This window comes from Rhizobium sp. NFR12, from assembly GCF_900108545.1.
Classification (GTDB): Bacteria; Pseudomonadota; Alphaproteobacteria; order Rhizobiales; family Rhizobiaceae; genus Neorhizobium; species Neorhizobium soli.
Window position 1 is genome coordinate 1,033,638 of record NZ_FNWM01000002.1, and the last position, 16,876, is coordinate 1,050,513.

Genomic DNA, 16,876 nt, shown 5'->3' on the forward strand with positions numbered 1-16,876 from the left:
GCTCATCGCCCGCCGGCGATCCGGTCGAACTGGATCCTGTAATTGTAGGATAACGCGTGCTCATGACCAAACCGGGCCTAGCATGCTGCCACCGGTACTCGTGGTGCCAGAGCGTTGCATTGGGGTAGGACCTACCATTCATTCCTCCGCGTACCCCAGCCTCACTACGTCATGTTGCGATGCAGCAACAGCGGGAGTTCACATCTTCGGGAAACCGATCGTGATCCCGCAATCGCATTTCAGCCCCAAAATCGATTCGAAGCTGCCTCATTCAAGGGTATATTCGCGGCGGTCAGTTCCGTTGCATCGGCAGGGGAAGGCACGTGGCGAAAACGGACCTTTGGGTCTGACAAACTCGCCTCCATCGCATTGAAACGGGTTTTCCAGGTGACCTCGCGGTTGCTTGCGCCTCAACATTGTCTTGAGCCTTCGAGTGGGGATCAAATGAACAGAAGTCTATTGGCCGGCGGCGTCGCGCTGGTTGCAGCAATCTTTGCGGTCGGCCCGTTTTCGGCATCGAGCGCCCATGCGGCGGACAGGCCGCTCATCTGGCAGCCCGTCAAGAATTCGGACAGAAGCTATTCCGTCAAGCTCGGCTTCAGGTTGCCGACAGAGCTGGAGCCCGAGGCGGGCTTTAACGTCGGTGTCGATGCGAAGAAGGATGGGTCGATGAACACGCCGCTCCGGCTGTGGGGCAGCATGAAGATGAAGTCGATCCAGAGGCCCGCTTACGAGGTCGAACGCAAGATCGGGATCGATTACGACGGATTGGCCGAAACGGCCGCCGTCAGCATGAACTACCACCAAACGCAGATCGTCACGTCGACGATCGATGTCGAGCGCAACGCGAGCTATGTCATGCGCTACGACGGGCTCAATCAGGACTGGAGTGGCCTCGACGCCAACCAGACCCTCAGGCTGTCCCGGGCAAACACCGGCACAGCCGTGGTCGTCCGCGCAACGGCGATCGATACGTTTCGTATCGGCGGCGCGGGGCTGGGACTCGAGCAGAAACTAGGTGACAGCCTGACACTCAGCGGCTCCGTCGATCGCTATTCGGACGCGACCGCAGCAGTAACCAGCGTCAATGCCCGCTACTCATTCCAGTGGTGATGGCGCCCTGACGATTGTTTCGACGGGAAACGGAAAAGGGGCGCTCGCGGCGCCCCTTTTCTATTGCAGGTCATTCGCGTTGGCGCAGTCTGCCTAGTGCAGGATCTGGCTAAGGAACAGTCTGGTGCGCTCGTGCTGCGGATTGTCGAAGAACTCCGCCGGCGAATTCTCTTCCACGATCTGTCCCTGGTCCATGAAGATCACCCGGTTGGCGACCTGGCGGGCAAAGCCCATTTCATGGGTGACGCACATCATGGTCATGCCTTCTTCGGCAAGGCCAACCATCGTATCGAGCACTTCCTTGACCATTTCAGGATCGAGAGCCGAGGTTGGTTCGTCGAACAGCATGATCTTCGGCTTCATGCACAGCGAGCGGGCAATCGCCACGCGCTGCTGCTGACCGCCGGAGAGCTGGCCCGGATACTTATGGGCCTGTTCCGGGATCTTGACACGCTTGAGGTAGTGCATCGCCACTTCCTCGGCTTCCTTCTTCGGCATCTTGCGAACCCAGATCGGTGCAAGCGTGCAGTTCTCAAGGATCGTCAGGTGCGGGAAGAGGTTGAAGTGCTGGAACACCATGCCGACTTCTCGCCGCACTTCGTCGATCTTTTTCAGATCGTTGGTGAGTTCGATATTGTCGACGACAATGCTGCCCGACTGATGTTCCTCGAGACGGTTGATACAGCGGATCATCGTCGATTTTCCGGAGCCTGACGGCCCGGCGATGACGATGCGTTCGCCTTTCATCACCTTGAGATTGATGTCGCGCAGCACGTGAAAATCGCCATACCACTTGTTCATGCCGATGATCTCGACAGCGACATCCGTGGAGGAGACGGTGAGGTTTTTGGGTTGGGCGTCAGCCATTGTTTTTCCCCTTGTTATCGCTTGTGGCCGGTATCGAGATGCCGTTCCATAAAGGCGGAATAGCGTGACATGCCGAAGCAGAAAATCCAGTAGATAAGACCAGCGAACACGAGGCCGGTAAGCGGCGTCATGGGCGTGATCCAGGTCGTATCGGTAAAGTTGAGCCGGATGATGTTCAGGAGGTCGAACATGCCGATGATGGCAACGAGCGACGTATCCTTGAACAGGCCGATGAAGGTGTTGACGATGCCAGGGATCACGAGCTTGATCGCCTGTGGAAGGACGATCAGGCGGGTTTTCTGCCAGTAGCTGAGCCCGAGCGAATCGGCACCTTCGCCCTGACCTTTCGGAATAGCCTGCAGGCCGCCACGAATGACTTCCGCCATATAGGCGGAGGCAAACAGCGACACACCGATCACGGCGCGCAGGAAGTTGTCGATGCTCCAGCCGGTGGGCAGGAACAGCGGCAGCATCACGTTTGCCATGAAGAGAACCATGACAAGCGGTACGCCGCGGATCACCTCGATGAAGACGACGCAGAGCGTCTTCAATACGCGCATGTTGGAACGCCGTCCGAGCGCCAAAAGGATGCCGACGGGGAAAGAGACCGCGATGCCGACGAAGGAGAGGATCAGCGTCACCATCATGCCGCCCCAGAGCGGGGTCTCGACCCGCTGCAGGCCAAGAACATTGCCATGCATGAGGAAGAACGAGACGACCGGGTAGACGAGAAACAGCAGAACGGCGTTCAGCGCCTTGTACGGCAGTTTCGGAATGAGGAGAGGCACGAGCAGCACGATCAGCATGAACCCGACCAGCATGACGCGCCAGCGCTCCTCGATCGGGTAGCGGCCGAACATGAACTGCTGGAACCGGTCACCGACAAACGCCCAGCATGCGCCTTTCCAGCCATCCGGCTGGGTGCCGCCCTGGACGACGGTGGCGCAGACCGAGCGATCGGCACCGACCCAGCTTGCATTGATGAACAGCCAGTTGATGATGCCGGGCAAGGCGAAAGCCAGCAATGCGATGGCGACGATGGTCAGCACCACATCCTTTGGCGTTGCCAGGAGATTGGTCCGGATCCAGCCACTTGCCGAACTGGCGCTGACCGGCGGCGGTTCCGGCGCGATCATGTCATTGCGAACGTAAGAGAGCTTGTGTGTAGACATGTCTTATCTCTCCACCAGAGCCATCTTGGCGTTGAACCAGTTCATGAACAGCGATGTCGCGATGCTGATGCTGAGATAGATGGTGAGCATGATCGTGATCATCTCGACAGCCTGACCGGTCTGGTTGAGTGAGGTGCTTCCGGTCGAAAACAGCTCGGGAAACCCGATCGCAACGCCGAGAGACGAGTTTTTGGTCAGGTTGAGATACTGGCTTGTCAGCGGTGGAATGATGATGCGGAAAGCCTGCGGTACGACAACCAGTCTGGTGATCTTGCCCGGCTGGACGCCGAGTGCAGCGGCGGCTTCCGTCTGTCCCTTGCCGACGCCCTTGATGCCGGCTCGGATGATTTCCGCGATAAACGCAGCCGTGTAGAGCGAAAGCGCCAGATATAGAGCCACGAATTCCGGACGGATATTGGCGCCGCCGGAAAGATTGAAACGACCTTCGACGGGATAGTCGAAGGTCAGCGGCGAACCCATGGCGATGAATCCGAGAAGCGGCAGACCGATGATGATGGCGGCGGAGATCCAGCCGTTGGGCAATTGCTGCCCGGTTGCCATCTGGCGCTTGACCGACCACGTGCGGAAGACGAACGCGACAACGATGCCGACGAGAATGGCAACCGGAAGGATCCACGCGCCTTCGCCCCAGATCGTTGCCGGAAAGGTCAGGCCACGGTTGCTGAGGAAGGTCGAGAGCGGGCCCTGGATAGCATCACGCGGCTGCGGCAGAATGGCGAGAACGCCGGAATACCAGAAGAAAATGACCAGCAGCGGCGGAATGTTTCTGAACACCTCGACATAGACGGTGCAGAGCTTGGCGATCAGCCAGTTTTTCGACAGGCGACCGATACCGATGATGAAGCCGACGATGGTTGCCGTGATGATGCCGGTGACAGCGACCATCATCGTGTTGAGGAAGCCAACCAGGATCGCCCTGCCATAGGTCGAGTCGCTCGTGTAGGCGATCAGGGATTGCCCGATATCGAAGCCTGAGCGACCGGCGAGGAAGCCAAACCCGGTGGCGGTGTTGCTGCGGGCAAGGTTGACACTGACATTGTGTGCGATCGACCAGACGAGCGCAACGAGAATGACCAGCGTCAGCACCTGGAAGAAGATGCTCCGCGCTTTTGGATCGTAAATGAGTGACTTGGACGCGCGCTTAGTCGCAGGCGCACGGATCGAGTTGTCCGTCATGCTTTGCCAATCCCCTGTGGCCCGTTGTGGGCCCTTATTGTTTTTGATTCTTATTGATCGTGGAGAATGTCTCGCAGGGCGGACGGAGCCACCCTGCGAGACGTCAGTCTATCAGTCGATTAACGGATCGGCGGTGCGAACTGCAGGCCACCCTTGCTCCACAGAGCATTCAGGCCACGTGCGATCTTCAGCGGGCTGCCGGAACCGATATTGCGCTCGAAGACGTCGCCGTAGTTACCGACGCCCTTGACGATGTTGTAGGCCCATTCGTTGGTCAGGCCGAGATCGGTACCGACCTTGGTGTCCTTCTCGGTGCCGAGGAAGCGGCGGATATCCGGGTTGGTCGAGTTCTTCATCTCGTCGATATTGGCCTGGGTGATGCCGAATTCTTCGGCCTGAACCAGGGCGTAGCCTGTCCACGAAACGATATCGAACCACTTGTCGTCGCCCTGGCGAACGGCTGGGCCAAGCGGCTCCTTGGAGATGATTTCCGGAAGAATGACGTGTTCGTCAGGGTTCGACAGCGCGAGACGCGTTGCATAAAGGCCCGACTGGTCCGTCGTGTAGACGTCGCAACGGCCGGCCTGGTAGGCGGCGTTTACTTCTTCGAGCTTTTCGAAGACGACCGGGTTGTACTGGAGGTTGTTGGACTTGAAGTAGTCGGCGAGGTTGAGTTCGGTTGTCGTGCCCGACTGAACGCAGACGGCAGCGCCGGACAGTTCAAGCGCCGACTTCACGTTCAGGCTCTTCGGAACCATGAAGCCCTGGCCGTCGTAGTAGTTGACGTAGCGGAAGTTGAAACCGAGCGCGGTATCGCGGCTGATGGTCCAGGTGGTGTTACGTGCGAGCACGTCGACTTCACCCGACTGCAGTGCCGTGAAGCGGCTCTGGGCCGTGGTCGGCGTGTACTTCACCTTCGTTGCATCACCGAAAACCGCAGCTGCGACGGCCTTGCAGAAATCGACGTCGAAGCCTTTCCAAGCGCCGGCCGAATCCGGCTGCGCGAAGCCGGCCAGACCGGTGTTGACGCCGCACTGAACGAAGCCCTTCGCCTTGACATCATCAAGCGTGGCCGCGGAAGCTGCCGAGGCAAAGCCAAGGACCGCTGCGCCAAACGCGGCAGACAAAAGCGTCTTTTTCATTTTCCCAACCTTATCTGTTGTTTTGTGTGATCTCTCGACACAGGCCGTTCCCCTGATTTTATGAATACGACCGGTCCCCCGCTGACCTCCCGGCGCGGGTGTTTATATCTCATTCGGAAACGAAGGCAGGGTCAAGGGCCACCCGTTCAAATTGCGTCCAAATTACGGTGTATTAGACTTTACCGCCTACGCGCTGGGCAAATGCTCAAGTTGTGTGCGAGTTGTGCCGGTTTTTATACCGAACGAGCATGCTAATATTGCACCGGTACTGGGAATTGAGCAGCGGGGTTGACCAGCCTGGAGGGCGGCGGCAAAACTGGCGCCATTGTCAACGAAAGTGCATTCCGGACATGTCCCAGAAAGATAAACTTATCGAAGAAGCGGGTCAGAATACGCGCCTTGCGCATATCGGAAACGATCCACGCGCGTATCATGGCTTCGTCAACCCGCCTGTCGTCAAAGGTTCCACGGTCCTTTTCCCGAATGCCGAGGCGATGGAAAGGCGCAGCCAGCCATACACCTATGGAACCCGCGCGACGCCGACGACGGACGCACTATGCGCTGCTTTCGACCAGCTCGAGGGTTCGGCCGGCACCATCCTCGTGCCATCAGGACTGGCTGCGATCTCAATCCCTTTCCTGGCTTACCTGTCATCGGGCGATCACGCGCTGATCGTCGACTCAGTCTACACGCCCTGCCGGACTTTCTGTGACACGATGCTCACGAGACTGGGGATCGACGTCGAGTACTATGATCCGGAGATCGGGGCAGACATCACCAAGCTGATGAGGCCGAACACCAAACTCGTTCATACGGAAGCGCCCGGCTCGAATACGTTCGAGATGCAGGACATCCGCGCAATCACGGACGCTGTGCACGCCTATTCCGCAGACGTCGTGGTGACGCTGGACAACACCTGGGCGACACCGCTTTATTTTCGTCCGCTCGACTTCGGCGCCGACGTTTCGATCCATGCGACCACGAAGTACCCGTCGGGGCATTCGGATATCGTCATGGGTTCGGTGTCGGCCAATGCGAAGCACTTTCCGGCACTTGAGGCGGCGCGGATTGCAATGGGCATCTGCGGTGCGCCGGAAGATTCCTACCTGATCCTGCGTGGCTTGAGAACGATGGGTCTGCGGCTGGACCAGCATCAAAAAAGCGCCCTTGAAATTGCCGAGTGGCTGGACGGTCGCGACGGCGTTGCGCGCGTCCTGCATCCGGCATTGCCAAGCTTTCCTGGCCACGAGATCTGGAAGCGTGACTTCAAGGGATCGAGCGGGATCTTCTCCTTCGTGCTGCAGGCCGAGCCTGAGAGGGCGAAGGCCAAGGCGCACGCCTTCCTCGATGCCCTGAGCTTTTTCGGCCTCGGTTACTCCTGGGGAGGATACGAAAGCCTTGCTCTGGTCGTAAATCTTTCCGACCGCACCATCCGCAAGCAGCCCATCGAGGGTGCAGTCATCAGGCTTCAGATCGGTCTCGAAGACGTGCCTGATCTCAAGAAAGATCTTGAAGCGGGGTTTGCCGCGGCGGCCGCGGTCTGATCGCGTCGCTACTCGGCGTCGAAACCGTAGAGCCAATCCAGATCCGCCGCGAGCGATTGCGGCGGACGCATTGAGAGAACGAAGTTGCGACCGAGCTTCAGCGGACCGCGCGCATGATAGGCAAAGCGGTTGAATTCCCCGCGTGCTCGCACCTTGGCGACACGACCGGCCCGTTCGGTCTCGTAGGCCGATAGCGCCTGCGCGAGCGAGGGCAGGGCGGCCACGCGGTTTGCCAGGATGAACGCGTCTTCGATCGCCATCGCCGCGCCTTGGGCCGCAAAGGGCAGCATCGCATGGGCGGCGTCGCCGATCAGAACAAGATCGCGGCCATTGTGCCAACGGCCCGGGGTCACCTGATAGAGTGGCCAGAAGGTCGGCTTTTCGGATGCGGCCAGTGTTTCGGCTATGCTCGGATGCCATCCCCTGAAATGACGCAGCAGCAGGTCTTTCTGGTCGGCGTTCGCCTCCGTATTCCAGCGATTGCCGGTGTTGCCGCCGGACGCGATGGCGACGATGTTGAAACTATCGTTCTCCTTGAGCGGATAGGCCACAATGTGTGCCGAAGGTCCGAGAAATGCACTGACGGCATTCGGCTTCAGCCAGGAAGGTGCCTCGCTCTTGGAAACCATGAAGCGCCAGGCGACACTGTTGGAAAAAACGGCTTCCGGATTTTTGGGAATTGCGGTGCGAATGCCAGACCAGACGCCATCTGCGGCGACGATCAGGTCATGGTGGCGTCCGGAGATCTCCGCAAGTTCGTCTCGAACGGCGCTCCCAATCTTCGAGCCCAGCCGAAGCGTGCAGAGCGGGTTGGCGTTCACGGCGTGGAGAAGCGCGTCTTGCAGCGTTGCCCGGTGAATTACGCCATAAGGTGCTCCCCATCGCTGCCGGGCGAACCTGCCGGATGGCACATAAGCCAGCCGATGAAGGGAACGACCCGACACGAGCTGCACTTCATCCGGCTCGGTCCACAACCGTTCCAGATCGCCGAGTACGCCAAGCTTGCTCAGCACGCGCGAAGCGTTCGGCGACAGCTGGAGCCCAGCGCCGACTTCCTGAAGGGAAGCCGCCTGCTCGAAGATGTCGCAGGTGATGCCATGGCGCGCAAACGCGAGCGCAGCGGTGAGACCCGCCATGCCCGCACCCACGATCGCTACTGTCTCGACAGCCATTTCTGGCTGCCGATCAGGCGGCCTTGACGTTGAAGACGCAGCCCGGAGGGTCGGTCTGTTCGGCCTTCAGGGTCGGGTTGTATTTGTACAGAGTGGAACAGTAGGAGCAGACTTTTTCGACTTCGTCGCCCATGTCGATAAAGATGTGCGGATGATCGTAAGGAACGGATGCACCAGTGCACATGAATTCCTTCACGCCGATCTGGATCGACGGGAAACCGCCATCGTTCTGGAAATGGGGAATGCTGTGGCCGGCCATGGTCGTCTCCAATGCGTACAATAGGGCACGTCTGATTTGGCGCGGACATTACCGCCGCCGCATTCAAAAGTGTAGTGCAAAAACCGCGATGCGAGGTGTCTTTCAGGGTTCAATCGCAAGCACCGATATCTTATGGTCCGCCGCCAAAACAGGATATCCCAGATGAACCTCAATGCCCCGGCCTTTTCCACCTTCAGCCATGACGGACTGAGCCTCTCCTATCTGGATGAGGGGAATCCGGCAGGCGATCCTGTCCTGCTCATCCACGGTTTCGCTTCCAGCGCGACGGTGAACTGGGTGCATCCGGGATGGGTGAAGACGCTCGGCGATGCCGGTTACAGGGTGATCGCCATGGACAACCGCGGCCATGGCGGCAGTGACAAGCCGACCGATCCGGACGCCTATCGCCCTTGGGTGATGGCAGCGGATTCGGTTGCTCTGCTCGATCACCTGCGCATCCCGGCAGCGCATCTGTTCGGCTATTCGATGGGCGCGCGTATCTCGGTGTTTGCAGCGCTCAACGATCCGGACAGGGTCCGGTCGCTGGTGCTCGGCGGTCTCGGAATCGGCATGACGGACGGGGTCGGTGACTGGGATCCGATCGCGGATGCGCTCTTGGCGCCCTCGCTTGAGAGCGTCAGCCATGATCGCGGCCGTATGTTCCGCGCCTTTGCCGACCAGACGAAAAGCGACAAGCAGGCACTCGCCGCCTGTATCCGCGGTTCGCGCGATCTGGTCGAACGCAGCGATATGGGCAAGATCGACGTTCCCACGCTGATCGGCGTTGGGACGAAGGACGATATCGCGGGTTCACCGCAGGATCTGGCCGATCTGATGCCGAATGCGACAGCGCTCGATATTCCCGGTCGTGACCACATGCTTGCGGTCGGTGACAGGGTTTTCAAGAAAGCGGTACTGGAGTTTTACGCGGCGCAGGCCTGAGCCCGGCTCCGCCACGGATTGGCAAGACTTCATGTTTCCTTGAATTAACGATCAACGAAATGCGATTTCGCCGGCGTTGGTGTTGTCGTAAATCTAATCTATATATTGTGGCTTACGCCAAAGAGGAGACGGCCATGGCCGCGAGAACCGAAGTTCGCCAGACCGAGGACATTCGCCAGACCGATAGTGTCGCTAGCGTCGACCCAATATGGGACACGCTGCGGCAGGAAGCACGCGTCGCAATCGACCAGGACCCGTTGCTGGCCGCCTTCCTCTATTCAACCGTCCTGAACCACCGTTCGCTCGAAGAATGCGTCGTTCATCGGATCTGCGAACGGCTCGATCATCCCGATCTGCAGGCCGTCCTGCTGCGGCAGACATTCATGGAAATGCTGGACGAATGGCCGGATTGGGGTGCTATTCTGCGCGTCGATATCCAGGCCGTCTACGACCGCGACCCTGCCTGCCTGCGTTTCGTCGAGCCAGTCCTCTACTTCAAGGGATTTCACGCCATCCAGACGCATCGCTTGGCGCACTGGCTGTTTTACCGCGGCCGTCGCGACTTCGCGCTCTATCTGCAAAGCCGCGCCTCAAGTGTCTTCCAGACAGACATCAATCCGGCGGCTCAGATCGGCAAGGGGATCTTCCTCGACCACGCGACCGGCCTTGTCGTCGGCGAAACCGCGATCATCGGGGACAATGTCTCCATCCTGCATGGGGTCACTCTCGGTGGCACCGGTAAGGAGGGCGCAGATCGTCACCCAAAGATCGGCAACGGCGTGCTGATCGGCGCCGGCGCAAAGATCCTCGGCAATATCGAGGTTGGTGCCTGCTCGCGTGTGGCGGCGGGCTCCGTCGTCCTCAAAGCTGTTCCGGAGAAATCCACCGTCGCCGGTGTTCCGGCAAAGGTCGTCGGGACCGCGGGTTGCTCCGAGCCGGCACGCCTGATGGACCAGCTTCTGCGCGCCGAGGACTAGTCCGCGCCCGGACCTACTTGTTCCAGGAAAACTCGGGGCAGGGTCGTGCGGTGTAGAGAACGGCGGCTTTACTTTCGCCTTTCTCCCGTGCCAAAAGCGCATCGATTTGATCGCAAAATCTGACGGAGAAGATCGTGAACCCCGACGAAATCAAGAAGATCGACGACTATTTCAAGCGCCTTCTGAACCCCCAGATCGTCGTCAAGGCGCGTCCCCGCAAGAACGATTCTGCCGAAGTCTATCTTGGTGATGAATTTCTCGGCGTCGTCTATCTGGATGACGAAGATGGCGAGCGTTCCTACAATTTCTCCATGGCGATCCTCGACGTCGATCTTTGATCGCAGGATCCGACTGGTTTTCAAGAAAAGTTGTCGAGAGGCCCTCCGTGGGCCTCTTTTGTTTTGGACGTAAGCCTCGAGCATGCAAGCTTCATTAGCATCTACTCTTCGACGGAATTGTGAGCGACAGGCGATCGCCGTTCGCGCGTCGGATCCGTACGCATGAAGCTGCAGCGTCTGAGGCTATGGCCATGATGCCGCCCGCCTTTTGGGTCAGTATGGCGGCAGAATTTGAGTTGCCGAATGTGGTACTTTTGGCTCGTCGCGAGCCCCTCTCGGCGGAATAGTGATTGCACAGCGGGAAAGGGGGCTTAAAATCCTTTCCCAAAGAACTACCTTTAGCAAGACTGAAGTCCTGTCGACCGGTTGTTCGCTATACCGCCGCTGGATGACTAGGGAATGAAAGACGATGATCGCACTGCCGATCTTGATGGAAAACGAAAAGAACGGCGACGGAGACAACGCGGGCCGCGGAACCTCCGTCATCACGCGAACGAAACCGAAAACCAAACGGCCTAACCTGTACCGCGTTCTCCTTCTGAATGACGACTACACGCCAATGGAGTTCGTCATCCATATTCTGGAGCGTTTTTTCCAGAAGGACCGCGATGCGGCAACGATTATCATGCTCCACGTCCATAACCATGGCGTCGGAGAATGCGGAATTTTCACCTATGAAGTAGCGGAAACCAAGGTGTCCCAGGTCATGGACTTCGCCCGGCAACACCAGCATCCGCTGCAATGTGTCATGGAAAAGAAGTGAGGAACCCGACGTGCCAACATTTTCGCCTAGTCTTGAAAAGGCTCTGCACCAGGCACTGACCTTCGCGAACGAGCGGCATCACGAATATGCCACACTCGAACATCTGCTTCTGGCGTTGATCGACGACGCCGATGCGGCGGCGGTCATGGGAGCATGCAGCGTCAACCTGGATACGCTCCGCAAAACCGTGTCTGAATATGTCGACAATGAACTCGCAAACCTGGTGACAGGCTATGACGAGGACTCCAAACCGACATCCGGCTTTCAACGCGTCATCCAGCGCGCTGTGATCCACGTCCAATCCTCCGGTCGTGAAGAAGTGACCGGAGCAAACGTGCTCGTCGCAATCTTCGCAGAACGTGAGAGCCACGCAGCCTTCTTCCTGCAGGAGCAGGAAATGACCCGCTACGACGCGGTCAACTATATCTCTCACGGCATCGGCAAGCGTCCGGGTTCCTCCCAGGCCCGGACCCCGCGTGGTGCTGATGAGCCCGATTCAGACGCCAAGCCTGTTTCGCGCAACGAGGAGGAAGGTCCCGGCAAGAAGCAGCAGGATGCCCTCAAGGCATACTGTGTCAATCTGAACGAAAAGGCCAAGAATGGCCGTATCGATCCGTTGATCGGTCGTCATTCCGAGGTCAACCGCACGATCCAGGTCCTGTGCCGCCGCTCCAAGAACAACCCGCTTTACGTAGGCGATCCGGGCGTTGGCAAAACTGCGATCGCCGAGGGACTGGCAAAGCGCATCGTCGAGGGCAAGGTGCCCGAAGCGCTGGCCGATGCGACGATCTTCTCGCTCGATATGGGCACCCTGCTTGCAGGCACCCGCTATCGCGGCGACTTCGAGGAACGTCTGAAGCAGGTCGTCAAGGAACTGGAAGATTTTCCAGGTGCTGTCCTGTTCATCGACGAAATCCACACCGTCATCGGTGCGGGTGCAACGTCGGGCGGTGCCATGGATGCGTCCAACCTGCTGAAGCCGGCTCTGTCCTCTGGCCAGATCCGCTGCATCGGTTCGACGACCTACAAGGAATACCGCCAGTTCTTCGAAAAGGACCGGGCTCTGGTTCGACGCTTCCAGAAAATCGACGTCAATGAGCCGTCGATCGATGATGCGATCGAAATCATGAAGGGCTTGAAGCCGTATTTCGAAGAGTATCACAAGCTGCGCTACACCAACGACGCGATCAAGTCGGCGGTGGAACTGTCAGCACGGTATATCTCCGACCGCAAGCTGCCGGACAAGGCGATCGACGTGATCGACGAGACCGGTGCAGCCCAGATGCTGCTGCCCGCTTCCAAGCGTCGCAAGCTGATCACGGAAAAGGAAATCGAGGCGACAATCGCCACGATGGCCCGCATCCCGGCGAAAACGGTTTCCAAGGATGACGAGATGGTTCTCGCCAACCTCGAGAAGGAACTGCGTTCCGTCGTGTACGGCCAGGACGTCGCGATCGACGCGCTGTCGACGGCGATCAAGCTGGCACGTGCAGGTCTGCGCGAGCCGAACAAGCCGATCGGCTCCTATGTCTTCTCCGGTCCAACCGGCGTCGGCAAGACCGAAGTCGCAAAGCAGCTTGCCGCCTCGCTCGGCGTCGAGATGCTGCGTTTCGACATGTCGGAATACATGGAACGCCACACGGTCTCGCGACTGCTTGGCGCACCTCCCGGCTATGTCGGCTTCGACCAGGGCGGTCTCCTGACCGATGGCGTTGATCAGCACCCGCACAGCGTGGTTCTGCTCGACGAAATCGAGAAGGCGCATCCGGATATCTACAACATCCTGTTGCAGGTGATGGACCACGGATCGCTGACTGATCACAACGGCAAGAAAATCGACTTCCGCAACGTCATCTTGATCATGACGACGAATGCGGGTGCATCCGAGATGGCCAAGTCTGCGATCGGCTTTGGATCATCAAGACGCACCGGCGAAGATGAGGAGGCGATCAATCGCCTGTTCACACCGGAATTCCGCAACCGTCTCGATGCGATCATTCCGTTCGCACCGCTGCCGACCACGGTTATCCACCAGGTCGTCCAGAAGTTCGTGATGCAGCTGGAAAGCCAGCTGTCGGAGCGTAACGTGACGTTCGATCTGCATGAGGACGCGATCGCCTGGCTGGCGGAAAAGGGTTATGACGAGAAGATGGGCGCAAGACCTCTGTCTCGCGTGATCCAGGAATACATCAAGAAGCCGCTCGCCAACGAGATCCTTTTTGGCAAGCTTCGCAAGGGTGGCATCGTCCGCGTCACGGCCGGCAAGAAGGAAGATGGCACTGACGGTCTTCTTCTGGAGTCCATTTCGGAAACGGCCCGGGTAAAGCCGAAGCCTGAAGCGGAAGTGGAAGAGGCTGCCGACGAGATCAAGGCCAAGACGACAAAGTCAAAGCCTTCGAAGAAGTCTGCGCCGAAGGCCAAGGACAAGGATGGCGGTTCCGCCAAGGCAAATGTCGTCGACGATGGCGACGTGATTGCCGAGGAAGCCCCGGCAAAGTCCGCGCCCCGCAAGGGTAGCACCGTGCCACGCGTCCCAAAGAGCAAGTAGCGCTCTTTTCCATCCAAGAAATCGATGCCGGGCTTGTCCCGGCATCGTCGTTTTTGTAGGTCCCGTAACGTCAATCATTTACGGGCATGCCAATGACCACCGAAAGCTCCGAGCGCAGCGGCCTTGCGTGGTTTCTTAAGGGCATGCGCGGCATCTTCTCCTTGCCGGCTCTGATCCTGATGACGTCCTATGTCGGTTTCAGCGCCTTTGCGGTCGAAGCCGGCCTGACACGAGGTCAGGCTGTCGCGATGACGCTCGGTATCTGGGCCCTGCCGGCCCAGATGATCCTGGTGGGTTCGATGTTGGGCGGCGCCAACATCGCCGCGTCCTTCCTCGCCGTGACACTGTCGTCGATCCGGATGATGCCGATGGTGGCGTCGATCATGCCGGAGATGCGCACGAAGAAGACACCGCTGCCGGTTCTCCTGTTTCTCTCGCATTTCATCGCCATCACGTCCTGGGTCTTTGCGAGCCTCAATCTCCGCCATGTGCCGAGAGAGCGCCGGGTTGCCTTCTTTGCAGGTTTTGGCATCACGCTGACCTGCACCAATGCGCTGATCGTCGGCGTCAGCTTTGGTGTCGTGTCTCAGTTTCCGCCTGTTGTGGCGGGTGCCTTGTTCATGCTGACCCCGGTCTATTTCATATCCTCGATCTGGGCGAGTGCAGCGCAGCCGGTCGTCCGGATTGCCTTCGTGATCGGCATCGTCTCAGGACCGGCGCTGGCGCTGGTAGCGCCGCAGTTCGACGTGCTTCTGGCTGGGATCGGCGGTGGCACGGTGGCCTACCTGATCGACCGCTATCGCCGCAAGCGCGGATCTGATCGGGGTGCCGCATGATGTTCGATGGGTACTGGACCTATATCGTCATCGCTGTCGCGGGTTTTCTCGCAACCGATATCTGGCGCTGGCTCGGTGTGATCGCAGGCCACCGGCTGAAAGAGGATTCCGAGACGCTCTACTGGGTGAGGGCGGTTGCCACGGCATTGGTCATGGCGGTAACGGCAAAGCTGATCGTATTCCCGACGGGAACACTGGCGCTCTCGCCCCTCTGGCTCAGGCTTGCGGCGGCTGGTATCGGTTTTGCCGTGTTTCTCCTGACCGGCAAGCGGGTCGCGATCGGCGTGCTGACACCGATCGCCATTCTCGTCGCAGGACTGCTCCTGCTTCAGCCCTGATCAGAAGCCAAGTTCGCCGATAATCTTTTCGGCATTGGAAGCGAGGACTTCCTTGTCTTCCATCTTGCCCGTATGCGGCTTCAACGGCTGATTCTCGTAGCGCGGAATGACGTGGAAGTGCAGGTGAAAGACGGTCTGTCCGGCCGGAGCTTCGTTGAACTGCGTGATGGTAATCCCATCAGCATCAAACGCATCCTTGACGGCCCGCGCCAGCTTCTGCACCACCGGAATGACCTTCGAAAGCACGGCCGCATCCGCATCGAGCAAATTGCGTGAGGGCGCTTTCGGAACCACCAAAACGTGACCCGGCGTCTGCGGCATCACATCCATGAAGGCGAGCGTATCGTCGTCTTCGTAGACCCTGTGGCAGGGAATTTCACCCTTCAGGATCTTGGCGAAGATGTTGTTCGGATCGTAGTCGTGACCGGTCATCGGTGGCGTCTCCCTGATGGTGCTGTTCAGTCTTGTTCTTGCCGTTCACCCTTGCGGAAAGGGCTGTGCTCGGAGAGGTACTCGTTCATGTATTCCACATCCTCCCGCTCTCGCTTCAGGTAGTCAGCAATCGCGCTGCGAAGGCCGGGATGGGCGATGTAATGCATCGAATGGGTGGTGACGGGCAGGTAACCGCGCGCAAGCTTGTGCTCGCCCTGTGCGCCCGCCTCGACCCGCTTCAGCCCATGCGCAAGCGCATAGTCGATCGCCTGATGGTAGCACACCTCGAAATGCAGGAAGGGATGGTCTTCGATACAGCCCCAGTGGCGACCGTAAAGCGCGTCGCCGCCAATGAAGTTGATCGCACCGGCGACGTACCGCCCCTCGCGCTTGGCCATGACCAGAAGAATGTCGTCCGCCATGCGTTCGCCGATCAGCGAATAGAAGGCACGGGTAAGGTACGGCCGGCCCCATTTGCGCCCGCCCGTATCCATGTAGAACGTGTAGAACTGGTCCCAGATGTCCTCGGTCAGGTCCTTGCCTGTTAGCCAGTCGATCGTGATACCGTTCTCGAGCGCGGCTCGCCGTTCCTTCTTCAACGCCTTGCGCTTGCGAGACGCGAGCGTTTCCAGAAACGCATCGTGATCGGCATAACCGTCGTTGATGAAGTGGAACTGCTTGTCGGTTCGGTGCAGATATTCAGCGTCTTCGAAAGCGATGACTTCATCATCCGGCACGAAGGTGACATGCGCGGACGATATGCCGAGCTGCCGTGTCACCTCCTGGAGACCTTCCGCGAGCGTGGTTTGCACCATGTCGCGATCATAGCCCGACGCAACGAGAAGGCGCGGACCGGTTGCGGGCGTAAATGGGACCGCACACTGCAGTTTAGGGTAGTAACGGCCGCCGGCGCGCTCGAAGGCGTCGGCCCAGCCATGGTCGAACACGTATTCGCCCTGGCTATGGCTCTTGAGATAGCCCGGCACGGCGCCGATCAGTTGACCCTTGTCATCTTCCAGCAGGAGATGCTGGCCGTGCCAGCCTGTTTTTGCCGTTGCCGAACCGGATTCCTCCAGTGCGGACAGGAAGGCATGTGACAGGAACGGATTGTAGGGAACGGAAGATGTCCCTAAGGGATCGGCCTCCTTGGAGGCGCCGGAAAGCCGCGACCAGCTTTGTGGGCTGATCGCGGCAATGGATTTTTCGATGCGGATTGTCAGGTTGCCGGTCATTGGA

17 protein-coding genes are annotated in these 16,876 nt (G+C 59.0%); 9 read left to right on the forward strand and 8 right to left on the reverse strand.

Going from position 1 to position 16,876, the window contains the following annotated elements; all coding sequences use genetic code 11:
* The first annotated feature begins 444 nt into the window (after window positions 1–444).
* On the forward strand, window positions 445–1,113 hold the full coding sequence (locus tag BLW69_RS12360; RefSeq protein WP_139283854.1) for a hypothetical protein: 669 nt from the start codon (window positions 445–447) through the stop codon (window positions 1,111–1,113).
* A gap of 93 nt (window positions 1,114–1,206) precedes the next feature.
* On the opposite strand, the gene BLW69_RS12365 is transcribed toward BLW69_RS12360, so the two are convergent.
* The 4 genes from BLW69_RS12365 to BLW69_RS12380 all read right to left on the reverse strand — a co-directional run bounded on the left by BLW69_RS12365 (window position 1,207) and on the right by BLW69_RS12380 (window position 5,491).
* Window positions 1,207–1,980 (reverse strand): amino acid ABC transporter ATP-binding protein, encoded by a 774-nt coding sequence (locus BLW69_RS12365; RefSeq protein WP_062457380.1) that lies wholly within the window; start codon window positions 1,978–1,980, stop codon window positions 1,207–1,209.
* 14 nt (window positions 1,981–1,994) lie between these two features.
* Window positions 1,995–3,152, reverse strand: a complete 1,158-nt coding sequence (locus tag BLW69_RS12370; RefSeq protein WP_062580393.1) for an amino acid ABC transporter permease — start codon at window positions 3,150–3,152, stop codon at window positions 1,995–1,997.
* A gap of 3 nt (window positions 3,153–3,155) precedes the next feature.
* Window positions 3,156–4,349, reverse strand: a complete 1,194-nt coding sequence (locus BLW69_RS12375) for an amino acid ABC transporter permease (protein ID WP_092662160.1) — start codon at window positions 4,347–4,349, stop codon at window positions 3,156–3,158.
* A 119-nt stretch (window positions 4,350–4,468) separates the two neighbouring features.
* A complete protein-coding gene (locus BLW69_RS12380) occupies window positions 4,469–5,491 on the reverse strand; it encodes an amino acid ABC transporter substrate-binding protein (RefSeq protein WP_062457371.1) in 1,023 nt (340 codons plus the stop codon).
* A gap of 350 nt (window positions 5,492–5,841) precedes the next feature.
* Between BLW69_RS12380 and BLW69_RS12385 the strand changes: the two genes are divergently transcribed.
* Window positions 5,842–7,035, forward strand: coding sequence for a cystathionine beta-lyase (locus BLW69_RS12385; protein ID WP_092662162.1), 1,194 nt, complete (start codon window positions 5,842–5,844; stop codon window positions 7,033–7,035).
* An 8-nt stretch (window positions 7,036–7,043) separates the two neighbouring features.
* Here BLW69_RS12385 and BLW69_RS12390 read toward each other — a convergent pair whose 3' ends face one another.
* Both BLW69_RS12390 and BLW69_RS12395 read right to left on the reverse strand, forming a co-directional pair.
* Window positions 7,044–8,207: an FAD-dependent monooxygenase gene (locus BLW69_RS12390; protein WP_092662164.1), complete on the reverse strand. Its 1,164-nt coding sequence runs from the start codon at window positions 8,205–8,207 to the stop codon at window positions 7,044–7,046.
* 13 nt (window positions 8,208–8,220) lie between these two features.
* Window positions 8,221–8,466, reverse strand: a complete 246-nt coding sequence (locus BLW69_RS12395; protein WP_062580399.1) for a zinc-finger domain-containing protein — start codon at window positions 8,464–8,466, stop codon at window positions 8,221–8,223.
* 162 nt (window positions 8,467–8,628) lie between these two features.
* Here BLW69_RS12395 and BLW69_RS12400 point away from each other — a divergent pair, with 162 nt between their 5' ends.
* The 7 genes from BLW69_RS12400 to BLW69_RS12430 all read left to right on the forward strand — a co-directional run bounded on the left by BLW69_RS12400 (window position 8,629) and on the right by BLW69_RS12430 (window position 15,208).
* Window positions 8,629–9,408 carry an alpha/beta fold hydrolase gene (locus BLW69_RS12400; protein ID WP_092662166.1) on the forward strand — a complete coding sequence of 260 codons (780 nt, stop codon included), beginning with the start codon at window positions 8,629–8,631 and terminating at the stop codon, window positions 9,406–9,408.
* A 134-nt stretch (window positions 9,409–9,542) separates the two neighbouring features.
* A complete protein-coding gene (gene cysE, locus BLW69_RS12405) occupies window positions 9,543–10,385 on the forward strand; it encodes a serine O-acetyltransferase (RefSeq protein ID WP_092662168.1) in 843 nt (280 codons plus the stop codon).
* 134 nt (window positions 10,386–10,519) lie between these two features.
* Window positions 10,520–10,723: a DUF3126 family protein gene (locus BLW69_RS12410; protein WP_062457352.1), complete on the forward strand. Its 204-nt coding sequence runs from the start codon at window positions 10,520–10,522 to the stop codon at window positions 10,721–10,723.
* Window positions 10,724–11,132: 409 nt separating this feature from the next.
* Entirely contained in the window at window positions 11,133–11,486 is a 354-nt protein-coding gene (gene clpS / locus BLW69_RS12415) for an ATP-dependent Clp protease adapter ClpS (RefSeq protein ID WP_062457349.1), read from the forward strand.
* A gap of 10 nt (window positions 11,487–11,496) precedes the next feature.
* Window positions 11,497–14,034 (forward strand): ATP-dependent Clp protease ATP-binding subunit ClpA, encoded by a 2,538-nt coding sequence (gene clpA, locus BLW69_RS12420; protein WP_062580404.1) that lies wholly within the window; start codon window positions 11,497–11,499, stop codon window positions 14,032–14,034.
* A gap of 92 nt (window positions 14,035–14,126) precedes the next feature.
* Window positions 14,127–14,870 carry an AzlC family ABC transporter permease gene (locus tag BLW69_RS12425; protein ID WP_092662170.1) on the forward strand — a complete coding sequence of 248 codons (744 nt, stop codon included), beginning with the start codon at window positions 14,127–14,129 and terminating at the stop codon, window positions 14,868–14,870.
* Window positions 14,867–15,208, forward strand: coding sequence for an AzlD domain-containing protein (locus tag BLW69_RS12430; RefSeq protein ID WP_062457341.1), 342 nt, complete (start codon window positions 14,867–14,869; stop codon window positions 15,206–15,208). The genes BLW69_RS12425 and BLW69_RS12430 overlap by 4 nt, the downstream gene beginning before the upstream one ends.
* On the opposite strand, the gene BLW69_RS12435 is transcribed toward BLW69_RS12430, so the two are convergent.
* Window positions 15,209–15,640, reverse strand: coding sequence for an HIT family protein (locus BLW69_RS12435; protein WP_092662171.1), 432 nt, complete (start codon window positions 15,638–15,640; stop codon window positions 15,209–15,211).
* A gap of 26 nt (window positions 15,641–15,666) precedes the next feature.
* The gene (locus tag BLW69_RS12440; protein WP_092662173.1) at window positions 15,667–16,872 is read right to left on the reverse strand and encodes a GNAT family N-acetyltransferase; all 1,206 of its coding nucleotides are present in this window, start codon (window positions 16,870–16,872) and stop codon (window positions 15,667–15,669) included.
* Window positions 16,873–16,876: the final 4 nt, after the last annotated feature.